We start from the raw sequence: 26,221 nt of genomic DNA on the forward strand, positions 1-26,221 counted from the left end.
CTGATTCCGTTCGGCGATGCCAAGCGTCAAGGCGACAGCCCCTGCCTTACTTTAAGTAACAAAACACCTACGCTTTACTATGGACGATTGTGCTCTTCCTGACTACTTTTCAACCATGGTCCGTGATACCGAAAACGGGCTTACCAATAAAAACAACAAGGCAGCCAGTGGCTGCCGTTTGTCCATGAGGAGATCCGGAATGTCCGCACCAGTGAATCATCTGGAGGAACGAGCACAGGATGCCAATGAACTTCTCGGAAAGATGATGCCGTCCGCGATTACGCTGGCGATGATGCTTCGCCACCGCAAAATGGCAACGTGGCTACGCACTGAGTTCGAAGGCTACAGTGACAGTACACTGGCACCACCCTATCGTCGGGACCTGCCTGGCCACATCGTTGCCCGCTCTCCCCAATATGGCTGGATTCCTGCGCCAGTGGACGACAAACAGAAAGCGGATCACGGCCACCTGGATCTGAATGACGGCATCAAGGAACTGGAAAAAATCTGTTTGAACTGCAAAAAAGGTACGGGCAACAGGGTTGTTCTGCCCCCTGAGGCAATGGCGCAACTGCAATCCAGGATCAACCTGAGTGCCGAGTTGGCCATCAATGTCAGCCGAGACACCTACTCCGGCATCCTGAAAACGGTTCGGGCCGCGATCTACCTGTGGACGCGAGAGCTCATTGCGCTGGGCATCGGCGGCGAACACAACTCCTTCACCTCCGAGGAGCGAAACAAAGTTGTTGCGCTGGATAACCCGGAGCATTTCTGGCGGCGTGCTATTGCAGAAATGGACAACCTCCCCATTCCCGACACCAGAGAGGCGGGCTTCTTCGAACGTGTATTCGGTCGGGCTGGCTGAATAACAGGACCCCGCCCATTGATTAGCCGGGGTCCTGCCCTCCTAATAAGTGACGCGGTGCCGGTCGAAGATTTCCCTGATTTCCCGCTCTTCCTCCGAGGGAATCATCACTCTGATTACCTGGTTTTCCTTGTCCACAAAAACCGATTCCCGCGGCAACCCCGTTGCGAGCAAATCCTCTTCGGTATTTCTTGCCTGATCGAAATCCTCGTAATGTCCGTTCAATGTCTTGTTCATCGGGCACACCTCCTTTTTAACCGCCCAATAAAAGTCTAGGATTAATAACAGGGCGGTTCAATTTTTACCCGCCCGGGAGAGAAGGATGTTCCCAGGATTGACGGCTGTGCGAGTTCTGCTGTGCTTGTTAGTGTGCCTGTGGTCCCTGGTCAGCGTGGCGAACGACGCTATCCGTGAACGCATGGAAGCAGTGCACCAGGGGTTCACAATCAGCGCACTCGGGGAACCCTTGTTGGCGCTGAACGCCCTGCCGGAATTCTACAGTCACAGGGAGTACGCCCTGGCCTGGAACCGGGACGAAGATCGCGAAGTGTTACTGGACACGATCCGGGAAGCAGGACGTCACGGCCTGAAGCCGTCGGACTATCATTACAACGTGCTGGCAACGTTTGCGGCGCGCTCCCCTGAGGACCTGGTCCCCGAGGCAAGGGCGGATCTGGATTTGTTACTCAGTGACAGCCTGCTCCTGCTCACCTCGCACCTACTTCATGGCAAGGTAAACAAAGACTCCATGGAGGCGGAATGGACAGCGAGCCGCCAAGCTGAAAACGTGGCTAAAATCGTAACCCAGGCTCTGGAGCATCAACAGATCCATACCCTGATCGATCGCCTGACTCCCTCTTCCAGCGATTACCGGCAGTTACTGACAGCCCGCGAATTCCTGCAATCCCTGCTCGCCATCCCCTGGGAGCCAATTGCCGGCGGCCCCACCATCCGCCCCGGCATGACCGATGATCGGCTACCGCTTATCCGCCAGCGTCTGATTGCCCTGGGCGACCTGATGCCCACAATATCGCTGGAAGAACAGATAATCGAGAGCCACTATAGTGACAGGCTGGAGGCGGCTGTCACCCGATTCCAGGCTCGCCACGGGCTGGCCACCGACGGTTTGATCGGGCGACGCACCCTCGCCAGCCTCAACATCACCCCACGGGAAAAGCTGGTCCAACTTGACGCCAACCTTGAACGCTGGCGATGGCTGCCCGAAGATCTCGGCGACACCTACATCATCGTGAACATTGCCGGGTTCGAACTGCGCATGGTGAAAGAAGGCAAAGAGGTTCTGAAAACACGGGTGATTGTCGGTCGCCCGTACCGGCAGACACCGGTATTCAGCGATCGAATTCGCTATCTGGTCTTCAATCCGACCTGGACGGTTCCCCGTTCCATCATGATCGAAGACCAGTTACCCACCATACGGCGAGATCCAGACTATCTTCAGACAATGGACTTCACAGTGTATCGGGGGTGGGGTGCGGATCGTGAAAGGGTCGATCCGGAAACCATCGACTGGTGGCTACTGTCCAAAAACAACTTTCCGTTTCAACTGGTTCAGGAGCCCGGACCACGCAACGCACTTGGCCGGGTCAAATTCATGTTCCCGAACAAATTTGATATCTACCTGCATGACACGCCCGCCCGCAGCCTGTTCTCCCACAGCAAACGGACCTTCAGTTCCGGCTGTATTCGTGTCGAGGAGCCGTTCCGGCTGGCCAGCCTGTTGCTGGAGGGGCAGGATGGCTGGTCAAGGGAACGCATTGAGCGTGTGGTCAATTCCCGCGAGCTGACCACCGTATACCTGAAAGAGCCGGTGCCGGTACATCTGGAATACTGGACCACCTGGGTGGACGGCGACGGCACCCTGCACTTCCGTAATGACATCTACGAACGTAACCCGCGCCTCATCGCACGGCTGACAGAATCCCCCCGAACACTGACTCCCGATCAAGCCCGCAGCGACTAGTACTCAGCCCCACGTAACATTGCCTGCATCAACTCGTGGGCATCAAATTTGGTCAGAGCCTCGTTGGCGCCAACCTGATTGGCATAGCTCAGGCTCATTTCGCTGTTAAGAGAGGTGTGAAGAATGATATAGGGCTGCTTGAGTGAGCCATGATCACGGAGCTTGAATGTCAGTTCGTAGCCATCCAGCCCTGGCATTTCAATGTCACTCACCAGGATATCCACGGGTTCACCGATGGATGCCGCCTGCAGCATGATATCCATTGCGCTCTGACCATTACTGGTCACCTCATAGGGAATGCCCTTGCTATCGAGCACATCGGAGAGCTGCTTGCGGGCAACCTGAGAGTCATCCACAAGAAGAATGCGCTGAGCCCTGAGGGTCTCGCTTTCCACATCCGTCAGGGCCGCCATGTCGACATTGACGGCGGAAGGATAGACTTTCGACAACAGTAACTCTACGTCCAGTAACTGGATCAGCTCGCCTTCCAGATCAAGCAGTCCAGTCACAAAAGCCTGGTCCCCAAGCGCCGCCGGCGGCGATTGAACCTGCTTCCAGTCCGCCTCTATGATCTTGCTGACGCTACGCACCACAAAACCGATTTCCCGGCGCTGGATATCCGTCACGATGATGGAACCGGCTTTCTGCTCGTCGATGGTCAGGGAGCGCCCACCCACAGCGGCTGCCATATCAATAACCGGCACGGCGGCGCCGCGAAACGACATGGTACCGAGCACGGCGGAGTGACTGTGGGGCAATCGGGTCAGCCGGGTGTAAGGCAGAATTTCGCGGATTTTCAGCGTTCCGAGCGCGAATTGCTTTCGTCCGGTCAGACTGAACAGCAACAACTTCTGGGAATGGGTGGTTTGTCTGGACATATCAGGCGCAGATCCTGTAGCGAGATAACGACGACAATACTCTAACAGAGCCGCCACAGACGGGGTATCTGAAAGAGTGTATTGATTTCGTTACGTCCGCCCTGATCCCGATCACCAGGCGTTCGAATCACAGTCCCTGAATGTATCCCGGCCCCGCCAGTTGTCGCATCTGCCGTTGCACCCAGGCGGCACGTTCCCACACATACCGGGAGGGGTTATCCGCACTCAACACTTTCGGGTTGGGCAACACGGCTGCCAGCCTCGAAGCCTGGGACGGCGAGAGGTAGCGTGAACTGGTGCCGAAATAGGCCTGACTGGCCGCCTCCACGCCGTATATTCCCGGCCCGAATTCCGCGACGTTAAGGTACACCTCAAGAATCCGCTGTTTTGGCCACAGAGTTTCAAGTCCCAGCGCCAGGGCCGCCTCCAGCGCCTTGCGCACAAAGCTTCGACCGTTCCAGAGAAACAGGTTCTTGGCGGTTTGCTGGGTGATGGTGCTGGCTCCCCGGAGCCCCCTGCCCGCCTCGTATTCGGCCAACGCTTTGCGGATAGCGGCAAAATCCACGCCCCAATGATCGGGAAAGCGCTGGTCCTCACTGGCGACCACCGCCAGGGGCATCCATGGGGATATATCGGCGTAGTCCACCCACTGATTCCGGATGTTGTCATCCGGGTGGCTGAGGCTGTGAGCGACGATGAACGCGGTGGTGGGCGGATTGATAAACCGCAACACCAACAGGACAGCAATCAGCAGCCCCAGCAAACTGGCAACACCCCAGAACAGGGACCGGACAATACCTCGCGGAAAAGTTTTTTTCGCCAAATGGAAACTCCGATGTACTAGCAGCTATGCTGAAAGCAGACAGTATGTCGCGGTTTCCGTCCCTTTTGAATTACGGCTCTGTCAGGGTGCGGCAACCTGTCGGCATCAACCGCCCTGGGGTATCAGCGGTCAAATCCGTTGCGGGATAAGGGCCATGGTAGAACACCTCGAATGCAATGAAGGTCTCAGGTTGTTACTAACCCCCAACCGGTCACTCAGCTGGCGGGGCAACGTTCAGGTCTGGCTGGCCCTGTTTACTGTATCACTGGTAATCGCCACCGGCATGGCAGTGGCCGGCGCCTGGGTTGTGATGCCCTTTGCGGGACTGGAACTCATCGCACTGGCAGCCGGCATTTATTACACGGCACAGGCTTGCCAGACGCGTGAGGTATTGTCCATATACACTGACAGTCTCACCCTGGAGAAAGGCAGACGTGTCAAACAGGCCGAATGGACACTTCCACGTCGTTACGCCCGGGTCCGCGTTCATATGCCACGACACCCCTTTACGCCCGCCAAGCTGTTTCTCACCTACCGGGAGCAGGACATCTCCCTGGGGGCGTTCCTCAATGTGGAAGACACCCAGATATTGCTACGCATCCTGGAAGGCAAAGGGGTGAGTATTGATCGCAGGGCACCAGAATCAGACATTCCGTTCTGGCACTGACACCAGAGCCCAACGAACTCATTGGCTGGACAGAATGGACTGGAGCTTCTGAGTCAATTCCACCGCCTCACTGCCGAGACTGGTCAGATAACCACCGTCCTGCTGGGTGATCAAGCCCTTTTGGTGCAACCGTTCAGCCGCTTTCACGGTTTCCTCCGACGCAGAGTGCTGGTGCACCTTGATACCTTCCTGGGTTGAAGAAGACCCAAACTGCGTCAGCAAATTCAGTTCAGCAAGATACTCAGGGGAAAAAGCCATGGACGATCCTCGTAAGAGTTTGTAGCTACCCTACCAGTTCTATACGAGGATCGACGAATCTACAAAACATTTCTGAACAAATTGCGCAACGCCCGGTGTCCTGCGGCCTTGCCGGCGCAGCTCAACTCATGGCTGGTACTGACGGATCAGGTGATCAAGTTCTCCCGCCTCACGCGCCTGGTCCAGGGCCTTCTGCAGGGCCGCCACTATTGCAGGTGAAGTCTCGTTACTCAGCGCCAGATACATGGGCGTTTCACGGAACACCAGGACGGGGTTCAGGCCACTGATACCATGTTCCTCTTGCGCAACCAGCGGACCGACCAGTCCATCGGTGACCCACAGGTCGGCCTCTCCCAACTCGAGCCGGCGGGGGTTAACATCCCCTGAGATGCTCATGACCACGTCAAATCCCTGGCTCACCAGATAATCAGACATCACATCCCCCTTGTACCCGGCGATGCGGTGTTTCCTGGCATCCTCCAGGGAGTCCAGCGTGATATCCGATCCCGGAGCAGCAAACAGTGTCCACTTGATCGGAGCCAACGGTCCTACCCATTGGAACTGACCTTCACGCTCATCGGTGCGGGCAGTACAGAACAGGCCATGATTCTCCCGCCCCTGGACCCAATCATAGGCATAACTCCAGTCCCGCATTTTCATCACGTAGTCGTAATCCACGCGGGCCAGCATCGCCTTCACCATTTCGCTGCAAATACCGGTAATCCCGTCCTCGCTGTGGGCGTAGCCTTTGCCGGATACCGCCTCGTTGTACGGCGGATAGTTTTCCGTGAAGATGTACAGACGCTCGGAGGCATTGGTGCCGCTACTAAGGATGACAGTACTCAGCACAACAAAACCCGGTACGGTGCCTTTCAGTAACCTTGCGATGAACGAGGTCATCAGGGTAGACATGATCGTGTCCTTATCGACAATTCTGCTTATGTTAGTGTTGGGCGATGCCTATGGTTACCGTTCAGAAAAGAAAAGTCAGTGACAAAACGTATCTGTGCAAAACCAACCTAACCCCTTGCAAACAGTGTGGAGAGCCATGACCAATCGAGTTGATATTCACTACTGCACCGGCTGCCGCTGGCTGATGCGGTCGGCCTGGATGGCCCAGGAACTGCTGACCACCTTTGAAGGTGAACTGGATGAGCTGACACTGCACCCGGGTACCGGCGGTATTTTCGAAGTCTGGGTCAACGGTACACAAATCTGGTCACGCAAGGAACAGGGAGGCTTCCCGGAGATCATGCAACTCAAGCAGTTGGTCCGCGATGAAATCAATCCACAGCGGGATTTGGGTCATTCCGACAGACCGGCCTGAGGAATTAGTCTAAGCCAGGGTGTAATTGGCCGCGATATACGCTACAAAACCAATGGCCACTACAACAAAAACACCCTGGTTAATCGGCATGAACGACAGCACAAATTCTGTTCCAGAATACTTCGATTACATCATTGTGGGTGCCGGCACCGCCGGGTGCCTGCTTGCCAATCGTCTCAGCGCCAATCCGGACCACCGTGTACTGCTGCTTGAAGCCGGCGGTCGGGACAACTACCACTGGATTCACATCCCCGTGGGTTATCTCTACTGCATTGATAACCCCCGTACGGACTGGCGCTTCCGGACCGAACCGTCGCCCGGTCTCAACGGTCGCTCACTGATCTATCCGCGTGGCAAGACCCTGGGCGGCTGTTCCAGCATCAACGGCATGCTCTATATCCGTGGCCAGCGCCGCGACTACGATCACTGGGCGGAGGTAACCGGCGACGACGCCTGGCGCTGGGACAACTGCCTGCCGGACTTCATGCGCCACGAAGATCACTACCGGCTCGATGCCGGCGGAGATGCCGACGCTCACCACGCACAGTTCCACGGTCACGGCGGCGAATGGCGGGTGGAACACCAGCGGCTGAAATGGCAGGTGCTGGAGGATTTCGCCGAGGCTGCGGTGCAGGCTGGCATTCCCCGTACCCGGGATTTCAACCGGGGCGACAACGAGGGCGTGGATTATTTCGAGGTGAACCAGCGCGCTGGATGGCGCTGGAATACCTCCAAGGCCTTCCTGCGCAGCGCCGCCAAACGCCCCAACCTGACCGTCCGGCATTCCACCCGGGTACTGGGGCTCGAAATGGAATCCGGGACGGACAGTCAGCCCCGCTGTATTGGTGTCCGCATCACCGGTTCCGGGCACCGCGAAAGCCTCGCACTGGCATCACGGGAAGTCATCCTGTCAGCCGGCTCCATCGGCTCACCACAATTGCTCCAGCTTTCCGGCATCGGCCCGGCGGACCTGCTCAGACAACACAATATTCAGCTGATCCGGGATCTACCCGGTGTCGGTGAAAACCTTCAGGACCACTTGCAGATTCGCTCGGTCTACAAGGTCCACGGGGCAAATACCCTTAACACCATGGCTCACTCCCTGATCGGCAAGGCGAAGATCGGCCTCGAGTACCTATTTAAACGCTCAGGCCCCATGAGCATGGCACCGTCCCAGCTGTGCGCCTTCACCCGCAGCTCCGATGACTACGATTACGCCAACATCCAGTACCACGTGCAGCCACTGAGCCTGGAAGCCTTCGGCCAGCCGCTGCATGATTTCCCCGCCATCACCGCCAGCGTGTGCAACCTCAATCCCACCAGCCGGGGTACGGTGCGCATCCGCAGCCGCGATCCCGGTGAAGCGCCGGCCATCGCCCCCAACTACCTGAGCACGCCGGAAGACCTTAAAGTGGCGGCGGATTCATTGCGAGTTACCCGCCGCATCGCAGCACAACCGGCCTTTGCGAAGTACCAGCCGGAAGAATACAAACCCGGCGTGCAGTTCCAGACCGACGACGAACTGGCCCGCCTGGCCGGAGACATCGGCACCACCATTTTCCACCCCGTGGGCACCACTCGCATGGGGCGGGCCGATGATGAGATGGCGGTGGTGGATTCCCACCTGAGGGTTCGCGGGGTCGACGGTTTGCGGGTCGTGGATGCCGGCGTCATGCCCACCATTACCAGCGGTAACACCAATTCACCGACACTGATGATCGCCGAAAAGGCGGCAGGCTGGATACTGGCTGGCGAATAAGCCTGCCGGGAAGCAAAAAGTTTTCGGGGAGGGGTTTACCTTGCCAGGGCCACGATGTCCGGATACTCGTGAATCCGGACCAGGCCTTCGCCATCGGTGGCCGATGTCAGCCCACAGACCTCGTTCACCATGGCGCGGGCAACAGTCTCAGCGTCAATACCACGGAACCTTTCCAGCGGCCCGATCAGCGCCCGGTTGACCAGGGGCATGGCCTTCATGCCCAGAGCCTCGGCCGTTCGGTGTTCCCGACGGTCCCCCAGTAACAGGCTGGGACGATAGATCGACAGGAAAGGATAGCCCAGACCACCAATACTGTCTTCCAACTCCCCCTTCACACGGTTATAGAACACGGTTGACGAAGACGAAGACGCAATCGCGGACATCAGCACAAATGCCCGCGTACCCCGGGATCGCCCAAGTTCCGCCGCCTTCAGGGGATAGTCGTAATCCACGTGTCGAAACGCCTGCTGGGAACCGGCTTTGCGGATGGTCGTGCCGAGACAACACACAATGACGTCAGCCTGAAACAGATCTGCGTGGTCATCCAGCCGGTCAAAGTCCACCTCCCGCTGTATCAGTTTCGGGTGCTGCCTGTCGGTTGCCCGACGTACGGGGGTCACCACCGACGCCACCTCATCCCTCGCCAGCAGACCTTTCACCACCGCGGCGCCGGTAAGACCCGTTGCACCCAGAACCGTAACCGTCATTGCCGTCATTTACCTTAGTCCTCGCATCCATCTTTGCAGAAGGCTAACATTCTAACTCACTTCACACTCAGGAATTTACGAGGATCAACCTGACATGCCCAACGGGGAAACCACCAGCGACCAAGCCGAACTGAGAACCCGGCAGCAGGCAACACTTGCCCGCCTTGACAGGTTTTCGCGGGTAACCGACACCGCCATCCGGATTCCCTTTACCCGGATCCGTCTTGGCCTGGACCCCATCATCGGGTTACTGCCCGTGGTGGGAGACCTGATCGGCCTGGTGCTGTCCCTGTATGTCCTGCTGGAAGCCCAGCGGGCCGGCGCCAGCAAGCGCATCAAGGCCCACATGATCAAGAACATGCTGATTGAAACCTTCGGTGGCATGGTGCCGGTGGTGGGAGATGCCTTCGATATTGTCTACAAGGCAAACACCCGCAATACACGGCTGTTGCGGGAGTATCTGGAGGAGGAACTGAAGACTGAACCACAACCGCGCTTTCCATGGACGCAAGTGGTGTTCCTGGCCATTCTGCTTGCCATCCTCACCAGTGTGGTCATGATCGCCTGGTAACGACCAGCGCTACCCCGGTGATGGAAATCGCGCCACCGACCATGGCCAGAACACCCAGCCGCTCATCAAATAACAGGAAGGCTTCCAGGGCGGTCACCGGCGGGACCAGATAAAACAGACTGGCCACCTGCGACGCGGCCCCCTGGCGGATCAGCCACATCAACAGCAGGATAGCGCCGATGGACACACCAAACACCAGCCAGGCCATGGAGAGCTGCAGCTGAAGCGCCCATTCCACTTCCCGGCTTTCCAGTGTGAAAGCGCCGATGGCAAAAAACACCGCCGCGGCGGTGTACTGGATAAGCGTGCCCGCCACCAGGTCTACCTGGGTGCCATGTCGTTTCTGGTACACCGTTCCCAGAGATATTCCCGCCAGGGAGAACCCGGCCCAGACCAGCGTCCACAGGGGAAAGTCAGAAGTATGGCCATCACCTCCGACAAACTTTTCCAGCAACACCAGTGTGACTCCCACCAGCCCCAGAGTCAGCCCCAGCCACTGCCGCCCCGAGACACCTTCCTTCAACACAATAACCGCAGCGGCCGACGTGACCAGCGGTTGCAGACCAACAATCAGCGACACAATACCCGACGGCATACCGCCCTGGATGGCGTAATACACACCACCGAGGTAACAGCCGTGGACCAGCAGGCCGGTAACCGCCAGATGCCCCGCACCCCGCCATCCCGGCCACCGCGTTTTCATCAGCCAGGCCAGCACCGCCAACAACACCAGGGTCAGCAACATGCGGATCAGCAACAGCGTGAACGGCTCCGCATACGGCAGCCCGTACTTGGCGCCGATGAATCCAGTGCTCCACAACCACACAAACAGCGCGGGTACCAGAAAAGTATAGAAAACTGAACGCATGACGATTCAACCAGGCAAAAGGATTCCAGAATACAACCACTTTAAAAGTTAGCAGGCAAACAATACAGATACAGACAACGGCCTTTACCACCATCACAGATGCCTTGTGGTAACCCTGTGCGGAGCCAGACCAACCCGTTATCATTCACGCCATGAAACTTTCGCGAATCCTCAGCAACCAGAACGGTGTCAGCCGCAAACAGGCCAATGCGCTGATCGCGGCCGGGCGGGTCACGATCAACGGTAAGGTGTGTACACAGGCGTCCGTGGATGTTGACCGGTTTGCCACCGTCGCGGTTGATGACAGCATCATCCAACAGGGCACCGAGGCCCGCTACCTGATGCTGCACAAGCCTGCCGGCTACCTCAGCGCCACCGAGGATGACCTCCACCCCACAGTACTGGACCTGATTGCCCCGGACCTGAGACCAGGCCTACATATCGCGGGACGCCTGGACCGGGCCACCACCGGGCTGCTGATACTGACCAACGACGGCACCTGGTCCCGTGGTCTGACCGAACCCCGAATCCGGATTCCCAAGGTCTACCGGGTAACCACGGCACACCCCATATCGCCGGACACCGCCGAACGCTTTGCCGAAGGCATCTGGTTTGAATACGAACAATTGACAACGTCACCGGCACAGATTGAACAGATTGACGCCAGCAACGCTCTGCTGACCATTTACGAGGGGCGCTACCACCAGGTCAAAAGAATGTTCCATGCCGTAGGTAATCGAGTGGTCTCCCTGCATCGGGAGCAGATGGGCAACATAGCCCTGGACCAGAACCTGCAACCGGGAGAATACCGGGCACTGAATCATCAGGAAACCCGGTCCGTCCCCTGCGGATAGGGTCAACCGTCCCGGCCCATCTTCTGCTTCAACAGACGGTCCATCTGCCGAAAGGCCGGCTGCGTCAGCCGGGTCACCGGCCCCGGCAGTGCTGCCAGTGCCAGGCTCCCCAAAGTGCCCACCGGACTTCCCACCCGCGCCGGGCGTTTGTTCACCGCCTTCACAATCCACCCGGCGGCCTTGTCCACGTTCATCATTGGCATATGCCGGTAGATACTGGTTCTCGAGGACATCGGCGTCCGCACCATCGGGAAATACACCACCGTGACGTCGATCCCCTTGTGGCCAAGCTCTGCCAGCAGGGAACGGGAAAAGGACTCCAGCGCCGATTTACTGGCCAGGTAGGCCGAAAACAGGGGGATCGGGACCTGGGATGACAGGGTCGAGATGTTCACCACCTGCCCCTCCCCCTGCTCAAGCATGCGGGGCAGCAGCTTTAGGGTCAGCCCCACCGCCGCGATGTAATTGATGTTCATCGTACGCTGGTAATCGTGCAGGCGGTCCAGCGCCTCGGTGATCGGGCGCCGAATGGAGTGGGCGGCGTTATTCACCAACACATCTACCCGTTGATGCTCATCCAGAATCCGTTCGGCACACTGGTTGAGCGACGCTTCATCGGTCAGATCCGCCGGGTAGATCCATGCCTGCCCGCCGCCGCTGATGATCTCACCCTGAACACGGGCCAGTTCTTCCTCCCGTCGCGCCACCAGGCACACCCTGGCCCCCTGCTTCGCTAACTGTTTCGCCGCAACCGCGCCAATGCCACTGGAAGAGCCGGTGATTATCACCGTCTTACCCGCTACGTTCATGATCGTGAATCCCGTGTTTATTGTTGATGCAAAAGCCTAGGGTCAAACCCGTTACAAATACAATGACTGGAGACGCCATCACATTTGCGGATATTGACACTGACCGTTACGTTTCTTCCGTACCACAACAACGTATACTGACGATTATCAGACAAGTGTCCGTTCAGGTTTCTCACGAGTGCGCAATGACAAGCGGTAATCTTCTCTCCACACCATTACTGGCAACCCTGGTGTTGGCATTACTGTCCCAACCGGTTGCCGGCGACAGTGTAAAACGTATTGTCCATCCCGATGGCACGGTGGAATACACCAATGTCAAAAGCAGCGAACAGCGGCACGCTTCAAGCAAGAGTGAGGTGGTCTATCGCTATCGGGACCAAAATGGCGTGGTCGCCTACAGCGGCAACCGGCCATCAGGGGCAGACTTTGATGTCATCCGCTTCCACTGCTACGCCTGCGATCCGAACTCCAAAGTGGACTGGCGGACCACGCCGCTTTACCGCGAGCCCTACCGTGACGAAATCCAGGCGGCTGCCCGACAGTTCCAGATAGATCCAGCCCTGGTTCGCGCGGTCATCCATGCGGAATCCGCGTTCAATGCTGGCGCCATTTCCCCCAAGGGGGCGCAGGGGCTGATGCAGTTGATGCCGACAACGGCAAGGGAGCTGGCCGTCAGCAACGCTATGAACGCCGCCGAAAATATCCGCGGTGGGGTCAATTACCTGGCACAAATGCTGAGACGTTTCGGTGGTGACACCAGGCTGGCCACCGCGGCCTATAACGCCGGCCCCGGCGCGGTCGGTCGCCATGGTGGCATCCCGCCATACGCGGAAACCCGTGCCTATGTTGAGCGGGTGGGTATTCTCCATGAACGTTACGCGCGCAACTAAAGTTCTCGCCAGCCTTACCTTACTGCTGACCATCAATCCCGCGATGGCCTCTTTCCGCTGTGGCAGCGCTCTGGTGAGCCAGGGTGACTGGCCGCTGGAAGTGGAAGAGCGTTGTGGTCAGCCAGACTACGTTGCGACCTATCCCCAGGCCGTCATACCGGGACTGGGCGTGGTACAAACCGAGGAGCACTGGTACTACAACCGAGGCCCTCAGAGCTTTATTCGTCGATTGGTTTTCCGTAACGGCAAGCTGCACCGGGAAGACAGCCTGGGCTACGGCTTTTACCCGGATAACGCAGGCCCCTGCACGACCGGCGCCCTGCAGGAAGGCATCAGCGAATTCGAAGTCGTCGCCCGCTGTGGCAAGCCTCTGTCAAAGCAGGTGACCTGGCAGGTAGTCACGCCCAACCGCACCGGGCTGACCACCCAAAGCTATCCGGTTCCCGTCGAAGAATGGCTGTATGAACTGAGCAACACCCAGTTTCGCCGGGTGATCACCCTTCGCAATGGCCGGGTGGTGGATGTGGAGTCCACCAAAAAGCCCTACTGACCCGTCCGGCCGGACAGTTTTTCCCGGGTCTGCAAACGCCCTTTCCGTCGAATTTCTGCGTTGTCGAACCGACGTTTCTGTTCGTCAGTCTCCGGAACCGCTTCAGGCACATCTACCGGTTTACCCTCTTCATCCAACGCTACAAATGTGAAGAAAGCTGACAGGATATGCCGCACCTCGCCGGTGTAGCTGTTTTCAGCCTCGACCCGGGCACCGATTTCCATGGAGGATCCCCAGCTTCGGTTCAGTGACAGGCTGAACAGCAGGGTATCGTTGCCTTTCGCAGGCGCCCGAAAGTGAATGGAATCCACTGCGGCTGTCACGCAGACGTGGGCGGAGTGACGCTCGGCTACCACCAGTGCCAGGCGATCGCACTTGGCCATGATCATTCCACCGAACACCGTGTTATGGGAGTTCATGTCATTGGGAAACACTTTATAGACATGCTTCTCGATGGCAGAGACGGAAACGGGTTTGGTGTCGGTACTGGGCATGCCTCCCTCCTGAATAGACCAGGTTGCCAAGCGTACTGAATCCCTCTGAGAGATAACAGTAGAAATCGACATTGAGTAGCCAGCTATCAGCACTTTAGACGTATTTACATGAACCGGATCTCTCTGGGATATTAACTTGAACCCCATTGATCACAGAGAGTATGGGAACATTCCGTATTCAGGCATCTGAGGGAGAACATCATGAGCCAGCATCAAGGAAGTTGTTTCTGCGGTGAAGTGACATTTCAGGTCAGTGGTGAGCCTGCGGCCATGGGCTACTGCCACTGCGATTCCTGCCGGCGATGGTCGGCGAGCCCCGTGAACGCGTTTTCGCTATGGCCACCCGAGAGTTTCAAAGTTCTGGCCGGCGAAGACCAGATCGGCACTTTCCACCTGACAGAACAAAGCTATCGCAAGTGGTGCAAAAAATGCGGAGGGCACGTCTTTACCGACCACCCGAAGATGGGACTGGTGGACGTGTACGTAGCCAACCTGCCCGACCTGGAGTTCAAGCCGGCACTGCATGTGCACTACCAGGAATCCGTATTACCTATCCATGATGGCCTGCCCAAGATGAAGGACGTGCCAGCGGAGATGGGAGGCTCGGGCGAGACTCTGCCCGAGTAATCACCGTCCCGGACTAGTCCAGCCCCCTGGTCCGGGGTATTCATGTCCGACGAACGCGGAACTCAGGACAGACACCATCAGTTACTGGCTGGTGCTGAGGCGTTTGGCCACCCACCGGTGATACAGCCAAGCAAGAGCGGGCCGGATCAGCGGCAGGCCAATCAGCCAGGCAAGGGGTTTCAGTACAGGTACGCGGGACATCAACAGGATATAGGCATCCATTTCCCGGTGCACCCTGCCTTCATTGTCTTTGACGTGCAACTCCCTGAGGGCCTTGTCGGGATCAATCCCCTCTCTCCGCAACTCATCGTCACGCCCGGTAATATCCAGCCACTCAACGGATTCCCCGGTTTTGCCCGCCAGCTTTTCATACCACCGGCGGTCCTTGATGCAGGCAGGACAGGAGCCATCGTAGAAAACCACCAGTTTGCCGGCTGCGGTTGCCATAGTCGCCTCCTTCAGGGATATTGGCGCCACATCCATTATCGAATCCGGATGGCGGCTCTTTCAATGCCCTTCGATTCCAGTACCGTCAGGCTCGCCCGAGGAACCGGCGTTCCTCCACGTTCACCTTGATCCGGTCGCCGGTTGAAATATGCTCGGGCACCTGGATCACCAATCCGGTCGACAAGGTTGCCGGCTTGGTCCGCGCCGTGGCCGAACCGCCCTTGATGGAGGGGTCGGTTTCCAAGATCTCCAGGTCCACCGTCGGCGGCAGAGCCAGTGCAACCGGTGCATCACTCACCAGAATCACCATCAGGCCCTCGGTGTCCTCGCTGATAAACAGCAGTTCTTCTGCGATGGACTCCCGGTTCAGGCTGTATTGCGTGAAGTCCTCGCTGTCCATGAAGACGTATTCATCGCCGTCGGAATAGGAAAAGGTCGCCGGTCGGCGAACCAGGTCGGCCAGGTTCAGCATGTCCGAGTCTTTGAAGGTCTCGTCGATCTTGTTACCCGTGACCACGTCATACATCCGCATGCGGTACAGGCTGCCGCCGGCGCGGCCTTGTGGCACGGAGCGTTCGATGTCCTTGACGAAGTAGGCCCGTCCTTCATATTCAACCGCTGAGTTTTTCTTGATTTCACCTGCTTTTGGCATTGTTTCTGGTTCCGGAATAAAGAATAGGACAAAGGAGTTGCTGATATACCATGAAGTTGGACTACAAAGCGATAGGTGGATAGGTGCTTTCGGTGGGCGCAACCGCCCAATACGTAGCCCATCACAAACCGCCCCCGGGCTCCATGCTATCCTCCCCGTGTTAATGGCCGATAGAAACCAGTTTCAGGGAAGTAACTGACCATGACCACCCAACATTTTCGGTACTCTCCCAGCATCCTGCGCACCACTCACATGACTGCCCTGCTCAGCTTGCTCCTGCTGCCTATGTTGGGAGTATTCGTGGTGTTGGCTTGGCTAGGGGTCAGTGAAACCGGGGATCTGTCAAAACTGATCCATACGGACGATGGCTCCCTGAGCTACGAGAGCATTCTGGTTTTGGCCCTATTGGCACTGCTGCCGTTCATCGTTATCAGTAATCGGAAAGTCCGGGTTGAGCTGAATTCGTCCACGTTCAACATCCAAATCCCCCGGCTGACGGGCATGGGTCTGATGGGCCGGAACACCGCCTGGGACGGGGCGTCCCGATGGCGGAACGCCTTGGCGTCACGGCTCTGGTCACCGTTGCCGCCACCTACCCTGGCCTGCAACGCTATAGCCTGCTCGCGTCACCGCAAGCGATCGCGGTACCTTACCAATCAACCGCCACAGCGCTATTCGAGCATCCCGCCCATCCGGTCATCGACCAACGGAGCAGCAAGATCCCGGAATACTGGGAAACGGTGCCGGCGGGCGGTGAATATGTGTTTTACCTGCAGGGGCCAGTGATGGGATTCTCAATGGTCGACATGGGACCGGTGTATGAGAAGAGCCGGCAGTTCTACCAGGGAACGGAATGATGTCGACCTGCTCCACTAATCCTACACAGCCAGCCAATAACTGAATGGCACAGCCGACGCATACAGTCCCAACCCGAAGACGGTATGGGTCACCAGACTTTTCAGCCGGGCCTGTGAAGGCCTGGGGGTGTTCGCCGCCGCAACGCCCAAGCCAAACGCAGGCTGCATGACAAAAAAGGGTATCACCACTGTACCAATGCCAACCAACAACGCAGGCCAGAGGGATGGGTTTTCAAGCCAAGTCCCTGCCGTGAGAATAACCAGAACAAAGGCAAACGCAATGCCGATCAGGTAGTGAGCGGCCCAGCCAATCGTGCATTCCGCCTTTTTCTCGGGAGCCTTGGCAATGTGCGGATGCCTGAATGTTCCATCCGGCATGTGCAGTAGCCAGCGGCCAACCAGGCAAAAGTTCAGCGAAGCCACATTAAAGGCCCGGCGCAATAGCAGGGCCCAGGCATCCATGATCAGCGTGGCGCCAATTCCAACGACCAACGCACCCAACAGGTAAGACGTTTCCAACACCATGTCCTCGCTCCGTTAAAAGTTCCATCACCACCAACCCGGACTCTAGTGTTCCTCTCCCTGAACGACCGTCAGGGCAACCAGTTTTCTCACCAGGGGTGTCACTGCAATGATGGTGGGGAGGGCGACTGCAAAAGCGAACATCCAGGCCTTCAGCCAGATGATTACAATGTCGTCCACCAGGCCAACGTTAAACACGGAAATGACGAATGACATGATCCCTGACATCAGCAGGGACATAAAAAACGAAAACACATAGGGCGCATATTTCACCGGAACCATAGTGACACTCCATTCGCTTAACCAGGCAACCATGATAGTCTGAATTCCACATACAGAAATACAGACAACTTTTAAAACTTAAATTTCATATATGAAATCATGATGAATGACATAGCCCTATTTGTTCACATTGTTCAGCAGGGTGATCTTTCCAGTGCCGGGCGCTACCTCGGATTGCCATTAGCCACCGTGACACGCCGGCTTCAGAAGTTGGAGCAGCACCTCGGTTGTCGCTTGCTTCATCGCTCGGCAAGGCAATGTGTGCTGACTCAGGAAGGGGAAGTCTATTATCAGGCTTACGCCAACCTGGTTGAGCAATTCGAACAGACCCAGCGGCGGCTGAGCGAAGACATGACAGAGCTGCGCGGCCGCCTGAAAGTGTTGGCGCCCACCAACATTTCCCACGGTTTCTTCCGGCCAATGTGGCTGGGCTTTACCCGAACCTATCCGGACATCCAACTGGAACTGCTGTTGGGAAACCAGTTACAGGACCTGGTGAAGAGCCAGGCGGATATGGCAATACGCATCGGCCCCCAGCAGGATTCGCTGCTCTATCAACAGAAATTGGGGCAGATCGACAAAGTGCTGGTAGCTTCCCCACATTACCTTAAGCAATACGGCGAGCCTTACACACCATCTGATATCAAGGGACACCGCATCATCGGAACCACCATGGCATCAAAATGGAAACTGAGCCATCGTGAAACCGGCACCTGCCAGGAAATCTACCCCCGGTATAGCGGTACCTTTAATGATACCAGCCTGGCGAAATACCTGGCCTGCGATGCGCAGGGCATCGCCCTACTCCCCCTCACCGAGGTACAGCCGGAGCTCGAGTCCGGTGAACTGGTACAGGTACTGCCGCAATGGCTGGGAGAGCCAAGGGAGATATATCTGGTTTGGCCCAGCGGGCAATTGATGAACGCAAAGGCCAAATGCCTTCGCAACTATCTGAAGGAATATATACAGCGGCACCTGCCGAGGGCTTATGCCGCAACGGCCTGACACCACCGGCCAGTAAAATATGGCAAGCCATCAGCGGCCCCGGCCGCTGATGGCGTTTGTTCGCCGATCGTTACTCAGACGCAGCAATCAGACTGGCGTTACCACCGGCCGCGGTGGTATCCACGCACAGGTGGCGCTCAATCACGAACCGTTGATCGAGGGTATGTTCCGTGATCAACGGCAGCAACGCCCCCTCACGCTTGGCCAATGCCAGACGGTATTCCCGCAGCAGCGATGGCTCAGCACAGCTCACCACGGCCTGGAAGCCACGGGCCATTGCCAGGGCCTCGGGCTCCAGCAGTCCTTCGACACCAACAATCGGCAGCCCCGCCTTGGCGCCCTGGTTCACGATGTCGTCCACTCCCGGTGCAATCACCACTACTTTATTGCCCTGGGACAGAGCCATCGCGGCCTGCTCCAATGCGGTTTGCTTGTCCGGGCCGAGACAGAGAACAACGCCACGGGCGTGGTTGGACAGTCGGTTCAGCTCGCCGGTCGGACCTGGCAACTCTTCGGAATGGGCATCCAGCGGTTCTGGCACTTCCCCGAAGACCGGTTTCATCGCCTCGATTCTGGCCTCCGGTGCCGGCGCTTTCATGTCGCGCAGCTTGCCAATCAGCCCCTCAAGCTTCTTGATATCAATCGGCTTGGCACCGGAGTCCGCCGGGCGCTCAACCGTTGCCCCTTTCAGGAAGCGGCGAACGTACTGCGGACCTCCGGCCTTGGGACCGGTCCCGGACAGGCCCTCACCACCAAACGGCTGGGAGCCTACGATGGCACCAATCTGGTTGCGGTTAACGTAGGTATTACCGACCTTGATCCGGCTTGAGATCCGTTCAACCCGGCGGTCGACCCGGCTGTGAATACCGAACGTCAGGCCATAACCCTTGGCGTTGATGTCATCCACCACCTTGTCGATATCTTTCGCGGCAAAGGTCGCCACATGCAGCACCGGACCAAAGATTTCTTCTTCCATTTCCTCGATGCCAGTGACCTTGAGCACCGCCGGAGAGACGAACAGCCCCTGGTCAGGGACCGGGAGTTTCTTGAGCAGGCGACCATCGCGCTCAAATTTGTCGCAGTGATCGACGATTTTCTTGCGGGCATTTTCATCGATGACCGGGCCCACATCCGTGGACAGCAACCAGGGATCGCCAATACCCAGTTCCTCCATGGCGCCGTACAGCATCTCCAGCAGGTTGTCGGCGATGTCTTTCTGCACGTAGAGCATGCGCAGCGCCGAGCAGCGCTGCCCAGCGCTCTGGAAGGAGGATGCCAGCACATCCCGCACCACCTGCTCCGGCAGTGCAGTGGAATCCACGATCATGGCGTTGAGGCCACCGGTCTCGGCAACCAGGGGCGCATCCGGGGCCATACTTTCAGTCATCATCTTGTTGATGCTTTGGGCCGTTGCCGTGGAGCCGGTAAAGCACACGCCGGCCACCCGCGAATCAGCGGTCAATGCAGCCCCCACCGTGGCGCCTGTGCCGGGCAACAACTGAATGACATCGCGGGGTATGCCAGCTTCATGCATCAGTTCCACCGCCCGTGCCGCCAGCAAGGACGTCTGCTCGGCGGGTTTGGCAACCACGGTGTTACCAGCCGCCAGGTTAGCCAGGATCTGGCCGGTAAAGATAGCCAACGGGAAGTTCCACGGCGAGATACAACACATCACGCCACGGGCATCGCCGCTGTTTTTATAGCGGATGGCCTCATTGGCGTAATACTGGGCGAAATCCACCGCTTCACGGATCTCGGCAACCGCATCCAGCAGCGACTTGCCTGCCTCGCGGGTGGTCAGCGCGAACAGCTCGTAGGCATGCTCCTCGTATAGGTCGCCCACCTTGCGCACCAACGCAGCCCGGTCCTCAACAGGTGTTTCGGACCAGCGGCTAAAGCCCGCTGCAGCGGCAGTAATAGCGGTATCCACGTCCGCATTGGAAGCCTGGGTCACGTGTCCGACAAGGTCGTCCAGGTTGGCAGGATTACGCACGACCTGAACCTCGGTACCGACCACTTCGCCCGCAATCATCGGGCCGCCCTTCCAGCGGTGATCCCGGTAGGCATCGCGACCTTCGTCAATTTCTTTCACCGTGACCGGGTCGGTGATGTCCCAGCCCTTGGAGTTACGGCGGTTTTCCCCGAACAGCTTGAACGGATGCACAATCGCCTTGCTGGAAATGTTGCTGCCCATTTCCTCCACACTGAGGATCGGATCCTTGGCGATCTCTTCCGGGGTAATACGAGTGTCGACAATCTGATTCACGAACGAGCTGTTGGCGCCGTTCTCAAGCAGGCGGCGGACCAGATACGCCAGCAAGTCCTTGTGGGGGCCGACCGGCGCATAGATGCGGCATGGAACGCCGCTCACTTTCAATACCTCGTCATGCAGGGATTCACCCATACCATGCAGGCGCTGGAATTCGTAGCTGTCCACGCCCTTGACCTTTGCCAGTTCCAGTATCGAGGAAACCGAGTGGGCGTTATGGGTGGCGAACTGCGGATAGATCCGGTCGGCCATATTCAGCAGCTTGGTCGCACAGGAGACAAACGACACATCACTGCACGCCTTGCGGGTGAACACCGGGAAGCCATTAAGACCCATCACCTGGGCACGCTTGATCTCGGCATCCCAGTATGCGCCCTTGACCAGACGAACCATAAGGCGGCGATCGTATTTCTCGGCCAGCCCGTAGAGCCAGTCCAGCGTAAACGAGGCGCGCTTGCCATAGGCCTGGACCACCACGCCAAAACCGTCCCAGCCGGCCAGCTCGGGATCGGATACCAGGGCTTCGATCACATCCAGGGACAGATCCAGGCGATCCTGTTCCTCTGCGTCGATGTTGAAGCCCATGTTGGCCGCCGCAGCCTTCCTCACCAGGGTACGGGCGCGGGGCAGTAGCTCGTTCATCACCCGCTCCTTGTTGCCGTACTCGTAACGGGCCAGCAACGCGGAGAGCTTGACGGAAATTCCCGGATTCTTGCGCACATCACCTTCGCAGGCTTTGGCGATGCTGTCGATAGCGTTGGAGTAGGCATCGAAATAACGCTTGGCATCGTCATCGGTGCGGGCGGCCTCACCAAGCATGTCGTAGGAATAGGTGTAGCCCTTGGCCACGTATTCTTTGGCTTCGTCCTGCGCTTCGTCGATGTCACGACCCAGCACGAACTGGCGGCCCATTTCCTTCATTGCCTGACCGGCTACGGTGCGAATCACAGGCTCACCGAAACGCTTGAGCAGCTTGCGCAAGGTATCGCCCACGGTGTGGCGCTCCGAATCCCTGAGCAGGTTGCTGGTCATCAGCAGGGCGACCGTGGCGGTATTGATCAACGGCGAAGAGGCCTTGCCAACATGGGCTCCCCAAGCACCGGAGGTGATTTTGTCTTCAATAAGCTCGTGGATGGTCGTGTTGTCCGGCACACGCAGCAGTGCCTCCGCCAGGCACATCAGCGCAACGCCCTCTTTGGTGGTGAGGCCGTATTCCGCCAGGAACTTTTCCATGATGGTGGACTTGGCGTTCTTGCGGACGCTGCGCACCAGGTCGGCCGCGCGGGCAGAGATGGCCTCCCGCTCCGGCTGGGACAACTGAGCGCCAGCAATCAACTCACGAATCACTTGGTATTCGTCAGCCAGGTAATAATCACGAATGGCCTGCCGGCTATCGACAAGTGCGGGAGTCACTGACTGCTGCGGTCTCATAGTTGTACCCTCTTAGTTGTTTATCTGTCTCGCATTCTACCGAGATCAACAAAGACTGTTTCTCTATTAAAACCGTACTTGCATACCATTTTGTCTTTTTTGTTATTTAAACTTTTCTTAATTCTCTATCGAACAACGAATTATTAGACATTTCCACTACAAGAACCCCATCACTCGCTTTTCGAGGCCAGCTCCCGCAGCACGCCATGAGCCACCGAGAAAACCGCACAATCAACCTCACTGGCCGTCTGCATATCTCCCAGCATCTGTTTCCAGCGCCCCAGCAACGGCTGCTTGTCCTCGCGCCAGACCTCCAGCAACTGCTCCGGGGAACGCTCCCCGGGAGGAGCTTCAGAAGCCGCCAAAAACACACTGGACGTGAGATCCCGCAGTTTCTGATCAAGTTCATCCCGGTAGTGTATTGTTGCCAGCACCTGCCAATGTCCCCGAGCCCGGAATACTCGCATCTGCCTGTCCAGCCACGTCAGGCTCAGACTTTCTCCCAGCCGGAAATACACCCACGCCACGGACTCAAGGGGTTGGTCCAGCTGGCGGGATATTTCAATCATATCCATGAGCCAATAACGACTCTCGGCCGAAGCACAATAAATCGCAAGATGCTCCGGCACCTTCTCTTTATGGTACTCCTCATAACGCTCCTGCCAACGACTTTCCGGGATCACCGTGGCCAACCGTTCCGTTGACGCCAATACTTCGGCCAGGGGTTCCTGATAGCGCCCCACGCAGTTGTCCGGATCGAGACCGTGCCAGCGGTTCTGCAATAACCAGCGGGTACTGCGAGTCACCAGGCGAATGACATCCCCGAACATCTCGGCCTGGATCTGCGCGCTGACCTTGCCGTCCAGCGCTTCAATATCGGCCCATTTGGCATCTACGCCATGGACGCGCAGGGAGATCAGGTAGGCAGCCGCCAGGCGACCACAGTCGACACCGGTGGCATTGCGAATCCTGTCTACCCAGGCAATCCCCATGCGGTTAACGATATCGTTGGCGATCTGGGTCGCGGAGATCTCGGCACGCAGGGGATGCGCCGCTATGGCATCGGGAAAAGCCTCCAATAACGACGCCGGAAAGGCGGAATGGAGCGCCTGGGCAAAGCGATGATCGAGAACAATGGGCGCGGTGAGCAGTGCCTGCTTGAGCTCAATCTTGGCATAGGAGACCAGCACCGAGAGCTCCGGACGGGTAAAGCCAGCCGCACGCTCACGCCGGGCCTGAAGCTCCTCATCGTCGGGCAGGAATTCAAGCGCCCGATCCAGCTTGCCTTCGACCTCCAGGCGCCGCATCAGACGCTCATATTCATCTGTCGAGGCAACCACGCCACTCTGGGCCAGGCTCAACGCCATGGCCTGCCGATAATTGTTTGTCAGCACCAGGTCAGCCACTTCGGGCGTCATCGCCCGCAGCATCCGGTTACGTTCGTCCAGCGTCAGCCGACCCTGCTGGACCAGGTCGTTGAGCAGGATCTTGATGTTGACCTCATGGTCCGAGCAATCAACGCCTCCGGCATTATCGATAAAGTCGCTGTTGGCTGCTCCGCCAGTGCGGGCAAACCCGATGCGGCCAAGTTGGGTGATCCCAAGGTTGCCACCTTCACCCAGCACCTTGCAGCGTAACTGGTCGCAGTTGATCCGTAATCCGTCATTGGATTTATCGCCTACATCTTCATGGGACTCGTCCCTGGCCTTTACGTAGGTGCCAATCCCGCCATTCCACAACATATCCACCGGAGCCCTGAGCAAGGCACTGATCAACTCATTGGGCGACAATTGCCCGGCCTCCACATTGAGCACAGCACGCATCTGTGGTGACAACGGGATCGATTTCATGGAACGGGGAAACACACCGCCGCCGTCACTGATCAGCCGGGTGTCGTAATCGGCCCAGCTTGAGCCGGGCATCCGGAACAGGCGCTGGCGTTCGGCAAAGGAAGCCCTGGTATCCGGCTGCGGATCGATAAAAATGTGCTGGTGGTTGAACGCACCCACCAGGCGAATACGGTCAGACAACAGCATGCCGTTACCAAAAACGTCGCCGGCCATATCCCCGATGCCAACCACGGTAAACTCGTCTTTCTGGGTATCCAGTCCTTTTTCCAGGAAATGGCGTTTCACCGATTCCCACGCACCGCGGGCGGTAATCCCCATCTTCTTGTGGTCATAACCCTCACTGCCACCGGAGGCAAACGCATCACCCAGCCAGAAACCGTATTCCTCCGACAGCCGGTTGGCGATGTCGGAAAAGGTCGCGGTTCCCTTATCAGCAGCGACCACCAGGTAGGTGTCATCGTCATCATGGCGAACCACATCGGCTGGTGGGACAACGTCGCCATCTTCCAGGTTGTCCGTCAGATCCAGCAACCCCCGGATAAAGGTCTGGTAGCAGGCAATGCCTTCCGCTCTCAGGTCCTCCCGCGAGCCGCCCCGGGGTGGCTGTTTGACGATAAAACCGCCTTTGGCCCCCACCGGTACGATCACTGAATTCTTGACCTGCTGAGCCTTGACCAGACCAAGGATCTCGGTGCGGTAATCCTCCACGCGATCAGACCAGCGCAGACCGCCCCGGGCAACCGGCCCCGCGCGGAGGTGAACACCTTCCACACGCGGCGAATACACAAATACCTCAAAGCGCGGGCAGGGTTTGGGGATATCGGGAATAGCAGCGGGATCAAGCTTGAATGACAGGTAGCCCTTGACCTGGCCACCGTGCTGGCGCTGGTAGTAATTGGTTCTCAACGTTGCCTTGATCAGCACATAGAAACGCCTGAGGATACGGTCATCGTCCAGGCTTTCCACCGCTTCCAGGGCGCCGAGAATATCGCTCTCAATCCGCCCGGCCATCACTTCCCGGGTCTCCGCCGGGATTTCCGGATCAAAACGCGCGTTGAAGTAGACCACCAGCATCGACGTAATGTTCAGGTGACGCGCCAGCGTGTCGGCAATAAACGGTTGGCTGAAGCCGAAACGTATCTGCTTGATGTACCGGGAATATGCCCTCAACAGTGCCACTTCGCGCCAGCCCAGCCCTGCCGCCATGATAAGCTGGTTGAAGTCGTCATTTTCCGCAAAGCCATTCCAGATTTCACGAAACGCCTCCTGCAACAGAGGTTTGGCTTTTTCCAGATCGGCGTCGCGGCAATGGGAATGGCACTCCACGGTAAAATCACTGACGCCGAAATGTACTCCATCCCGCCGCTGGACCCGATACGGATGCTCGCCCAGCACCCGCATTCCCAGGTTCTCCAGGATCGGTATGACGTCCGAGAGAATGACCGGGTTGCCCTGGCTGTAGAGCTTGAAGTGGATCTCCCTTTCGGACGATGGCCGTTTATCAGCTGATGGCTCCGCAAGCTGGTAAAAACGCATGGGGACGTCGGAGCTGACGGCGATGGACTGGATCTGGTGAATGTCGCCAATGGCCTCCGCCACCGGGAACCGTGCCCGGTATGCTGAGGGAAAACCGCCACTGAACATCTGCGCGCACAGACCACCGGACGCCTCACCGAGAGATTCGACCAACTGTGCATGCAGGTCGTCGTCCCAGGACTGGGACTCGGTCATCATCTTCGCGACGATTTCCCGCAGGTTCCTCGCGCCGTGGGGATCCGACTCCTGATCCTGGAGGGCGTCAGAGAGTTGTTCCAGCAAGGTTTGTTGTTGTGAAGGGCGGGACTGTGGCATGGAGCGGCTCCGGGTACATTCAACTGGGTATATGGAATGGACGAGGTTCCAGTATACTCAAGTCCCGAAAGTCTCTTTGACCATATAGTTTCAAAATACAGGTATTTTGATTATATTTGGCTCTTGA

Annotated in this window: 27 protein-coding genes; 12 read left to right on the forward strand and 15 right to left on the reverse strand. The window is 57.7% G+C overall.

What is annotated here, in order from left to right; translation table 11 throughout:
* Window positions 1-199: 199 nt before the first annotated feature.
* Complete coding sequence (locus EHN06_RS15050) at window positions 200-865, forward strand: hypothetical protein (RefSeq protein ID WP_127333356.1); 666 nt, start codon at window positions 200-202, stop codon at window positions 863-865.
* 42 nt (window positions 866-907) lie between these two features.
* On the opposite strand, the gene EHN06_RS15055 is transcribed toward EHN06_RS15050, so the two are convergent.
* Complete coding sequence (locus EHN06_RS15055) at window positions 908-1,102, reverse strand: hypothetical protein (RefSeq protein ID WP_127333357.1); 195 nt, start codon at window positions 1,100-1,102, stop codon at window positions 908-910.
* A 106-nt stretch (window positions 1,103-1,208) separates the two neighbouring features.
* Here EHN06_RS15055 and EHN06_RS15060 point away from each other — a divergent pair, with 106 nt between their 5' ends.
* Complete coding sequence (locus tag EHN06_RS15060) at window positions 1,209-2,846, forward strand: L,D-transpeptidase family protein (RefSeq protein ID WP_228257324.1); 1,638 nt, start codon at window positions 1,209-1,211, stop codon at window positions 2,844-2,846.
* On the opposite strand, the gene EHN06_RS15065 is transcribed toward EHN06_RS15060, so the two are convergent.
* Both EHN06_RS15065 and mtgA read right to left on the reverse strand, forming a co-directional pair.
* The gene (locus EHN06_RS15065; protein ID WP_127333358.1) at window positions 2,843-3,724 is read right to left on the reverse strand and encodes a chemotaxis protein; all 882 of its coding nucleotides are present in this window, start codon (window positions 3,722-3,724) and stop codon (window positions 2,843-2,845) included. The two genes, EHN06_RS15060 and EHN06_RS15065, sit on opposite strands and share 4 nt — an antisense overlap.
* Window positions 3,725-3,851: 127 nt before the next feature.
* Window positions 3,852-4,547 (reverse strand): monofunctional biosynthetic peptidoglycan transglycosylase, encoded by a 696-nt coding sequence (gene mtgA, locus EHN06_RS15070; RefSeq protein ID WP_127333359.1) that lies wholly within the window; start codon window positions 4,545-4,547, stop codon window positions 3,852-3,854.
* 154 nt (window positions 4,548-4,701) lie between these two features.
* On the opposite strand from mtgA, the gene EHN06_RS15075 reads away from it, so the two are divergent.
* Window positions 4,702-5,214 carry a DUF2244 domain-containing protein gene (locus EHN06_RS15075; RefSeq protein WP_127333360.1) on the forward strand — a complete coding sequence of 171 codons (513 nt, stop codon included), beginning with the start codon at window positions 4,702-4,704 and terminating at the stop codon, window positions 5,212-5,214.
* An 18-nt stretch (window positions 5,215-5,232) separates the two neighbouring features.
* Here EHN06_RS15075 and EHN06_RS15080 read toward each other — a convergent pair whose 3' ends face one another.
* On the reverse strand, window positions 5,233-5,472 hold the full coding sequence (locus tag EHN06_RS15080; protein WP_127333361.1) for a TIGR02647 family protein: 240 nt from the start codon (window positions 5,470-5,472) through the stop codon (window positions 5,233-5,235).
* 126 nt (window positions 5,473-5,598) lie between these two features.
* The gene (locus EHN06_RS15085) at window positions 5,599-6,384 is read right to left on the reverse strand and encodes a substrate-binding periplasmic protein (protein ID WP_127333362.1); all 786 of its coding nucleotides are present in this window, start codon (window positions 6,382-6,384) and stop codon (window positions 5,599-5,601) included.
* Window positions 6,385-6,520: 136 nt separating this feature from the next.
* On the opposite strand from EHN06_RS15085, the gene EHN06_RS15090 reads away from it, so the two are divergent.
* A complete protein-coding gene (locus tag EHN06_RS15090; protein ID WP_127333363.1) occupies window positions 6,521-6,799 on the forward strand; it encodes a SelT/SelW/SelH family protein in 279 nt (92 codons plus the stop codon).
* 88 nt (window positions 6,800-6,887) lie between these two features.
* On the forward strand, window positions 6,888-8,558 hold the full coding sequence (locus tag EHN06_RS15095; RefSeq protein WP_127333364.1) for a GMC family oxidoreductase: 1,671 nt from the start codon (window positions 6,888-6,890) through the stop codon (window positions 8,556-8,558).
* A gap of 35 nt (window positions 8,559-8,593) precedes the next feature.
* On the opposite strand, the gene EHN06_RS15100 is transcribed toward EHN06_RS15095, so the two are convergent.
* The gene (locus tag EHN06_RS15100; RefSeq protein WP_228257325.1) at window positions 8,594-9,274 is read right to left on the reverse strand and encodes an NAD-dependent epimerase/dehydratase family protein; all 681 of its coding nucleotides are present in this window, start codon (window positions 9,272-9,274) and stop codon (window positions 8,594-8,596) included.
* Between the two features lie 85 nt (window positions 9,275-9,359).
* Between EHN06_RS15100 and EHN06_RS15105 the strand changes: the two genes are divergently transcribed.
* Window positions 9,360-9,836 carry a DUF4112 domain-containing protein gene (locus EHN06_RS15105; RefSeq protein WP_127333365.1) on the forward strand — a complete coding sequence of 159 codons (477 nt, stop codon included), beginning with the start codon at window positions 9,360-9,362 and terminating at the stop codon, window positions 9,834-9,836.
* On the opposite strand, the gene EHN06_RS15110 is transcribed toward EHN06_RS15105, so the two are convergent.
* Window positions 9,820-10,704 (reverse strand): DMT family transporter, encoded by an 885-nt coding sequence (locus tag EHN06_RS15110; protein ID WP_127333366.1) that lies wholly within the window; start codon window positions 10,702-10,704, stop codon window positions 9,820-9,822. The two genes, EHN06_RS15105 and EHN06_RS15110, sit on opposite strands and share 17 nt — an antisense overlap.
* A gap of 152 nt (window positions 10,705-10,856) precedes the next feature.
* Here EHN06_RS15110 and EHN06_RS15115 point away from each other — a divergent pair, with 152 nt between their 5' ends.
* A complete protein-coding gene (locus EHN06_RS15115; protein ID WP_127333367.1) occupies window positions 10,857-11,558 on the forward strand; it encodes a pseudouridine synthase in 702 nt (233 codons plus the stop codon).
* Window positions 11,559-11,560: 2 nt separating this feature from the next.
* On the opposite strand, the gene EHN06_RS15120 is transcribed toward EHN06_RS15115, so the two are convergent.
* Window positions 11,561-12,367: an SDR family NAD(P)-dependent oxidoreductase gene (locus tag EHN06_RS15120; RefSeq protein ID WP_127333368.1), complete on the reverse strand. Its 807-nt coding sequence runs from the start codon at window positions 12,365-12,367 to the stop codon at window positions 11,561-11,563.
* A gap of 185 nt (window positions 12,368-12,552) precedes the next feature.
* Here EHN06_RS15120 and EHN06_RS15125 point away from each other — a divergent pair, with 185 nt between their 5' ends.
* Window positions 12,553-13,257 carry a lytic transglycosylase domain-containing protein gene (locus tag EHN06_RS15125; protein WP_127333369.1) on the forward strand — a complete coding sequence of 235 codons (705 nt, stop codon included), beginning with the start codon at window positions 12,553-12,555 and terminating at the stop codon, window positions 13,255-13,257.
* Window positions 13,235-13,807 (forward strand): DUF2845 domain-containing protein, encoded by a 573-nt coding sequence (locus EHN06_RS15130; protein WP_127333370.1) that lies wholly within the window; start codon window positions 13,235-13,237, stop codon window positions 13,805-13,807. The genes EHN06_RS15125 and EHN06_RS15130 overlap by 23 nt, the downstream gene beginning before the upstream one ends.
* Here the strand turns inward: EHN06_RS15130 and EHN06_RS15135 are convergent.
* Window positions 13,801-14,301 carry an acyl-CoA thioesterase gene (locus tag EHN06_RS15135; RefSeq protein ID WP_127333371.1) on the reverse strand — a complete coding sequence of 167 codons (501 nt, stop codon included), beginning with the start codon at window positions 14,299-14,301 and terminating at the stop codon, window positions 13,801-13,803. The two genes, EHN06_RS15130 and EHN06_RS15135, sit on opposite strands and share 7 nt — an antisense overlap.
* A gap of 201 nt (window positions 14,302-14,502) precedes the next feature.
* Here EHN06_RS15135 and EHN06_RS15140 point away from each other — a divergent pair, with 201 nt between their 5' ends.
* Complete coding sequence (locus EHN06_RS15140) at window positions 14,503-14,928, forward strand: GFA family protein (RefSeq protein ID WP_127333372.1); 426 nt, start codon at window positions 14,503-14,505, stop codon at window positions 14,926-14,928.
* Between the two features lie 81 nt (window positions 14,929-15,009).
* On the opposite strand, the gene EHN06_RS15145 is transcribed toward EHN06_RS15140, so the two are convergent.
* Complete coding sequence (locus EHN06_RS15145) at window positions 15,010-15,375, reverse strand: thiol-disulfide oxidoreductase DCC family protein (protein ID WP_127333373.1); 366 nt, start codon at window positions 15,373-15,375, stop codon at window positions 15,010-15,012.
* Window positions 15,376-15,460: 85 nt separating this feature from the next.
* The gene (yeiP, locus tag EHN06_RS15150; RefSeq protein WP_127333374.1) at window positions 15,461-16,027 is read right to left on the reverse strand and encodes an elongation factor P-like protein YeiP; all 567 of its coding nucleotides are present in this window, start codon (window positions 16,025-16,027) and stop codon (window positions 15,461-15,463) included.
* A 545-nt stretch (window positions 16,028-16,572) separates the two neighbouring features.
* Between yeiP and EHN06_RS15155 the strand changes: the two genes are divergently transcribed.
* The gene (locus EHN06_RS15155; protein WP_127333375.1) at window positions 16,573-16,884 is read left to right on the forward strand and encodes a hypothetical protein; all 312 of its coding nucleotides are present in this window, start codon (window positions 16,573-16,575) and stop codon (window positions 16,882-16,884) included.
* A 21-nt stretch (window positions 16,885-16,905) separates the two neighbouring features.
* On the opposite strand, the gene EHN06_RS15160 is transcribed toward EHN06_RS15155, so the two are convergent.
* Both EHN06_RS15160 and EHN06_RS15165 read right to left on the reverse strand, forming a co-directional pair.
* Window positions 16,906-17,409, reverse strand: a complete 504-nt coding sequence (locus tag EHN06_RS15160; protein ID WP_127333376.1) for a DUF2938 domain-containing protein — start codon at window positions 17,407-17,409, stop codon at window positions 16,906-16,908.
* 42 nt (window positions 17,410-17,451) lie between these two features.
* Window positions 17,452-17,688, reverse strand: a complete 237-nt coding sequence (locus EHN06_RS15165; RefSeq protein WP_127333377.1) for a DUF2798 domain-containing protein — start codon at window positions 17,686-17,688, stop codon at window positions 17,452-17,454.
* Window positions 17,689-17,790: 102 nt separating this feature from the next.
* On the opposite strand from EHN06_RS15165, the gene EHN06_RS15170 reads away from it, so the two are divergent.
* The gene (locus EHN06_RS15170; RefSeq protein ID WP_228257326.1) at window positions 17,791-18,693 is read left to right on the forward strand and encodes a LysR family transcriptional regulator; all 903 of its coding nucleotides are present in this window, start codon (window positions 17,791-17,793) and stop codon (window positions 18,691-18,693) included.
* 70 nt (window positions 18,694-18,763) lie between these two features.
* Here the strand turns inward: EHN06_RS15170 and putA are convergent, their stop codons facing one another.
* Together putA and EHN06_RS15180 are read right to left on the reverse strand one after the other, a co-directional pair.
* The gene (putA, locus tag EHN06_RS15175; protein WP_127333379.1) at window positions 18,764-22,393 is read right to left on the reverse strand and encodes a bifunctional proline dehydrogenase/L-glutamate gamma-semialdehyde dehydrogenase PutA; all 3,630 of its coding nucleotides are present in this window, start codon (window positions 22,391-22,393) and stop codon (window positions 18,764-18,766) included.
* A gap of 170 nt (window positions 22,394-22,563) precedes the next feature.
* Complete coding sequence (locus EHN06_RS15180; protein ID WP_127333380.1) at window positions 22,564-26,094, reverse strand: NAD-glutamate dehydrogenase; 3,531 nt, start codon at window positions 26,092-26,094, stop codon at window positions 22,564-22,566.
* Window positions 26,095-26,221 lie beyond the last annotated feature (127 nt).

Source organism: Marinobacter sp. NP-4(2019), from assembly GCF_003994855.1.
Taxonomy (GTDB): Bacteria; Pseudomonadota; Gammaproteobacteria; order Pseudomonadales; family Oleiphilaceae; genus Marinobacter.

Coding starts and splice junctions, on each gene's coding strand:
- EHN06_RS15055 (WP_127333357.1), bottom strand. CDS start 1,102: ATGAACAAGACATTGAACGGACATTACGAGGATTTCGATCAGGCAAGA.
- EHN06_RS15180 (WP_127333380.1), bottom strand. CDS start 26,094: ATGCCACAGTCCCGCCCTTCACAACAACAAACCTTGCTGGAACAACTC.
- EHN06_RS15080 (WP_127333361.1), bottom strand. CDS start 5,472: ATGGCTTTTTCCCCTGAGTATCTTGCTGAACTGAATTTGCTGACGCAG.
- EHN06_RS15125 (WP_127333369.1), top strand. CDS start 12,553: ATGACAAGCGGTAATCTTCTCTCCACACCATTACTGGCAACCCTGGTG.
- EHN06_RS15065 (WP_127333358.1), bottom strand. CDS start 3,724: ATGTCCAGACAAACCACCCATTCCCAGAAGTTGTTGCTGTTCAGTCTG.
- EHN06_RS15105 (WP_127333365.1), top strand. CDS start 9,360: ATGCCCAACGGGGAAACCACCAGCGACCAAGCCGAACTGAGAACCCGG.
- EHN06_RS15095 (WP_127333364.1), top strand. CDS start 6,888: ATGAACGACAGCACAAATTCTGTTCCAGAATACTTCGATTACATCATT.
- EHN06_RS15075 (WP_127333360.1), top strand. CDS start 4,702: ATGGTAGAACACCTCGAATGCAATGAAGGTCTCAGGTTGTTACTAACC.
- EHN06_RS15115 (WP_127333367.1), top strand. CDS start 10,857: ATGAAACTTTCGCGAATCCTCAGCAACCAGAACGGTGTCAGCCGCAAA.
- yeiP (WP_127333374.1), bottom strand. CDS start 16,027: ATGCCAAAAGCAGGTGAAATCAAGAAAAACTCAGCGGTTGAATATGAA.
- EHN06_RS15145 (WP_127333373.1), bottom strand. CDS start 15,375: ATGGCAACCGCAGCCGGCAAACTGGTGGTTTTCTACGATGGCTCCTGT.
- EHN06_RS15050 (WP_127333356.1), top strand. CDS start 200: ATGTCCGCACCAGTGAATCATCTGGAGGAACGAGCACAGGATGCCAAT.
- EHN06_RS15120 (WP_127333368.1), bottom strand. CDS start 12,367: ATGAACGTAGCGGGTAAGACGGTGATAATCACCGGCTCTTCCAGTGGC.
- EHN06_RS15170 (WP_228257326.1), top strand. CDS start 17,791: ATGAATGACATAGCCCTATTTGTTCACATTGTTCAGCAGGGTGATCTT.
- EHN06_RS15140 (WP_127333372.1), top strand. CDS start 14,503: ATGAGCCAGCATCAAGGAAGTTGTTTCTGCGGTGAAGTGACATTTCAG.
- EHN06_RS15160 (WP_127333376.1), bottom strand. CDS start 17,409: ATGGTGTTGGAAACGTCTTACCTGTTGGGTGCGTTGGTCGTTGGAATT.
- EHN06_RS15085 (WP_127333362.1), bottom strand. CDS start 6,384: ATGTCTACCCTGATGACCTCGTTCATCGCAAGGTTACTGAAAGGCACC.
- EHN06_RS15130 (WP_127333370.1), top strand. CDS start 13,235: ATGAACGTTACGCGCGCAACTAAAGTTCTCGCCAGCCTTACCTTACTG.
- EHN06_RS15110 (WP_127333366.1), bottom strand. CDS start 10,704: ATGCGTTCAGTTTTCTATACTTTTCTGGTACCCGCGCTGTTTGTGTGG.
- EHN06_RS15165 (WP_127333377.1), bottom strand. CDS start 17,688: ATGGTTCCGGTGAAATATGCGCCCTATGTGTTTTCGTTTTTTATGTCC.
- EHN06_RS15090 (WP_127333363.1), top strand. CDS start 6,521: ATGACCAATCGAGTTGATATTCACTACTGCACCGGCTGCCGCTGGCTG.
- EHN06_RS15155 (WP_127333375.1), top strand. CDS start 16,573: ATGGCGGAACGCCTTGGCGTCACGGCTCTGGTCACCGTTGCCGCCACC.
- EHN06_RS15100 (WP_228257325.1), bottom strand. CDS start 9,274: ATGACGGCAATGACGGTTACGGTTCTGGGTGCAACGGGTCTTACCGGC.
- EHN06_RS15135 (WP_127333371.1), bottom strand. CDS start 14,301: ATGCCCAGTACCGACACCAAACCCGTTTCCGTCTCTGCCATCGAGAAG.
- putA (WP_127333379.1), bottom strand. CDS start 22,393: ATGAGACCGCAGCAGTCAGTGACTCCCGCACTTGTCGATAGCCGGCAG.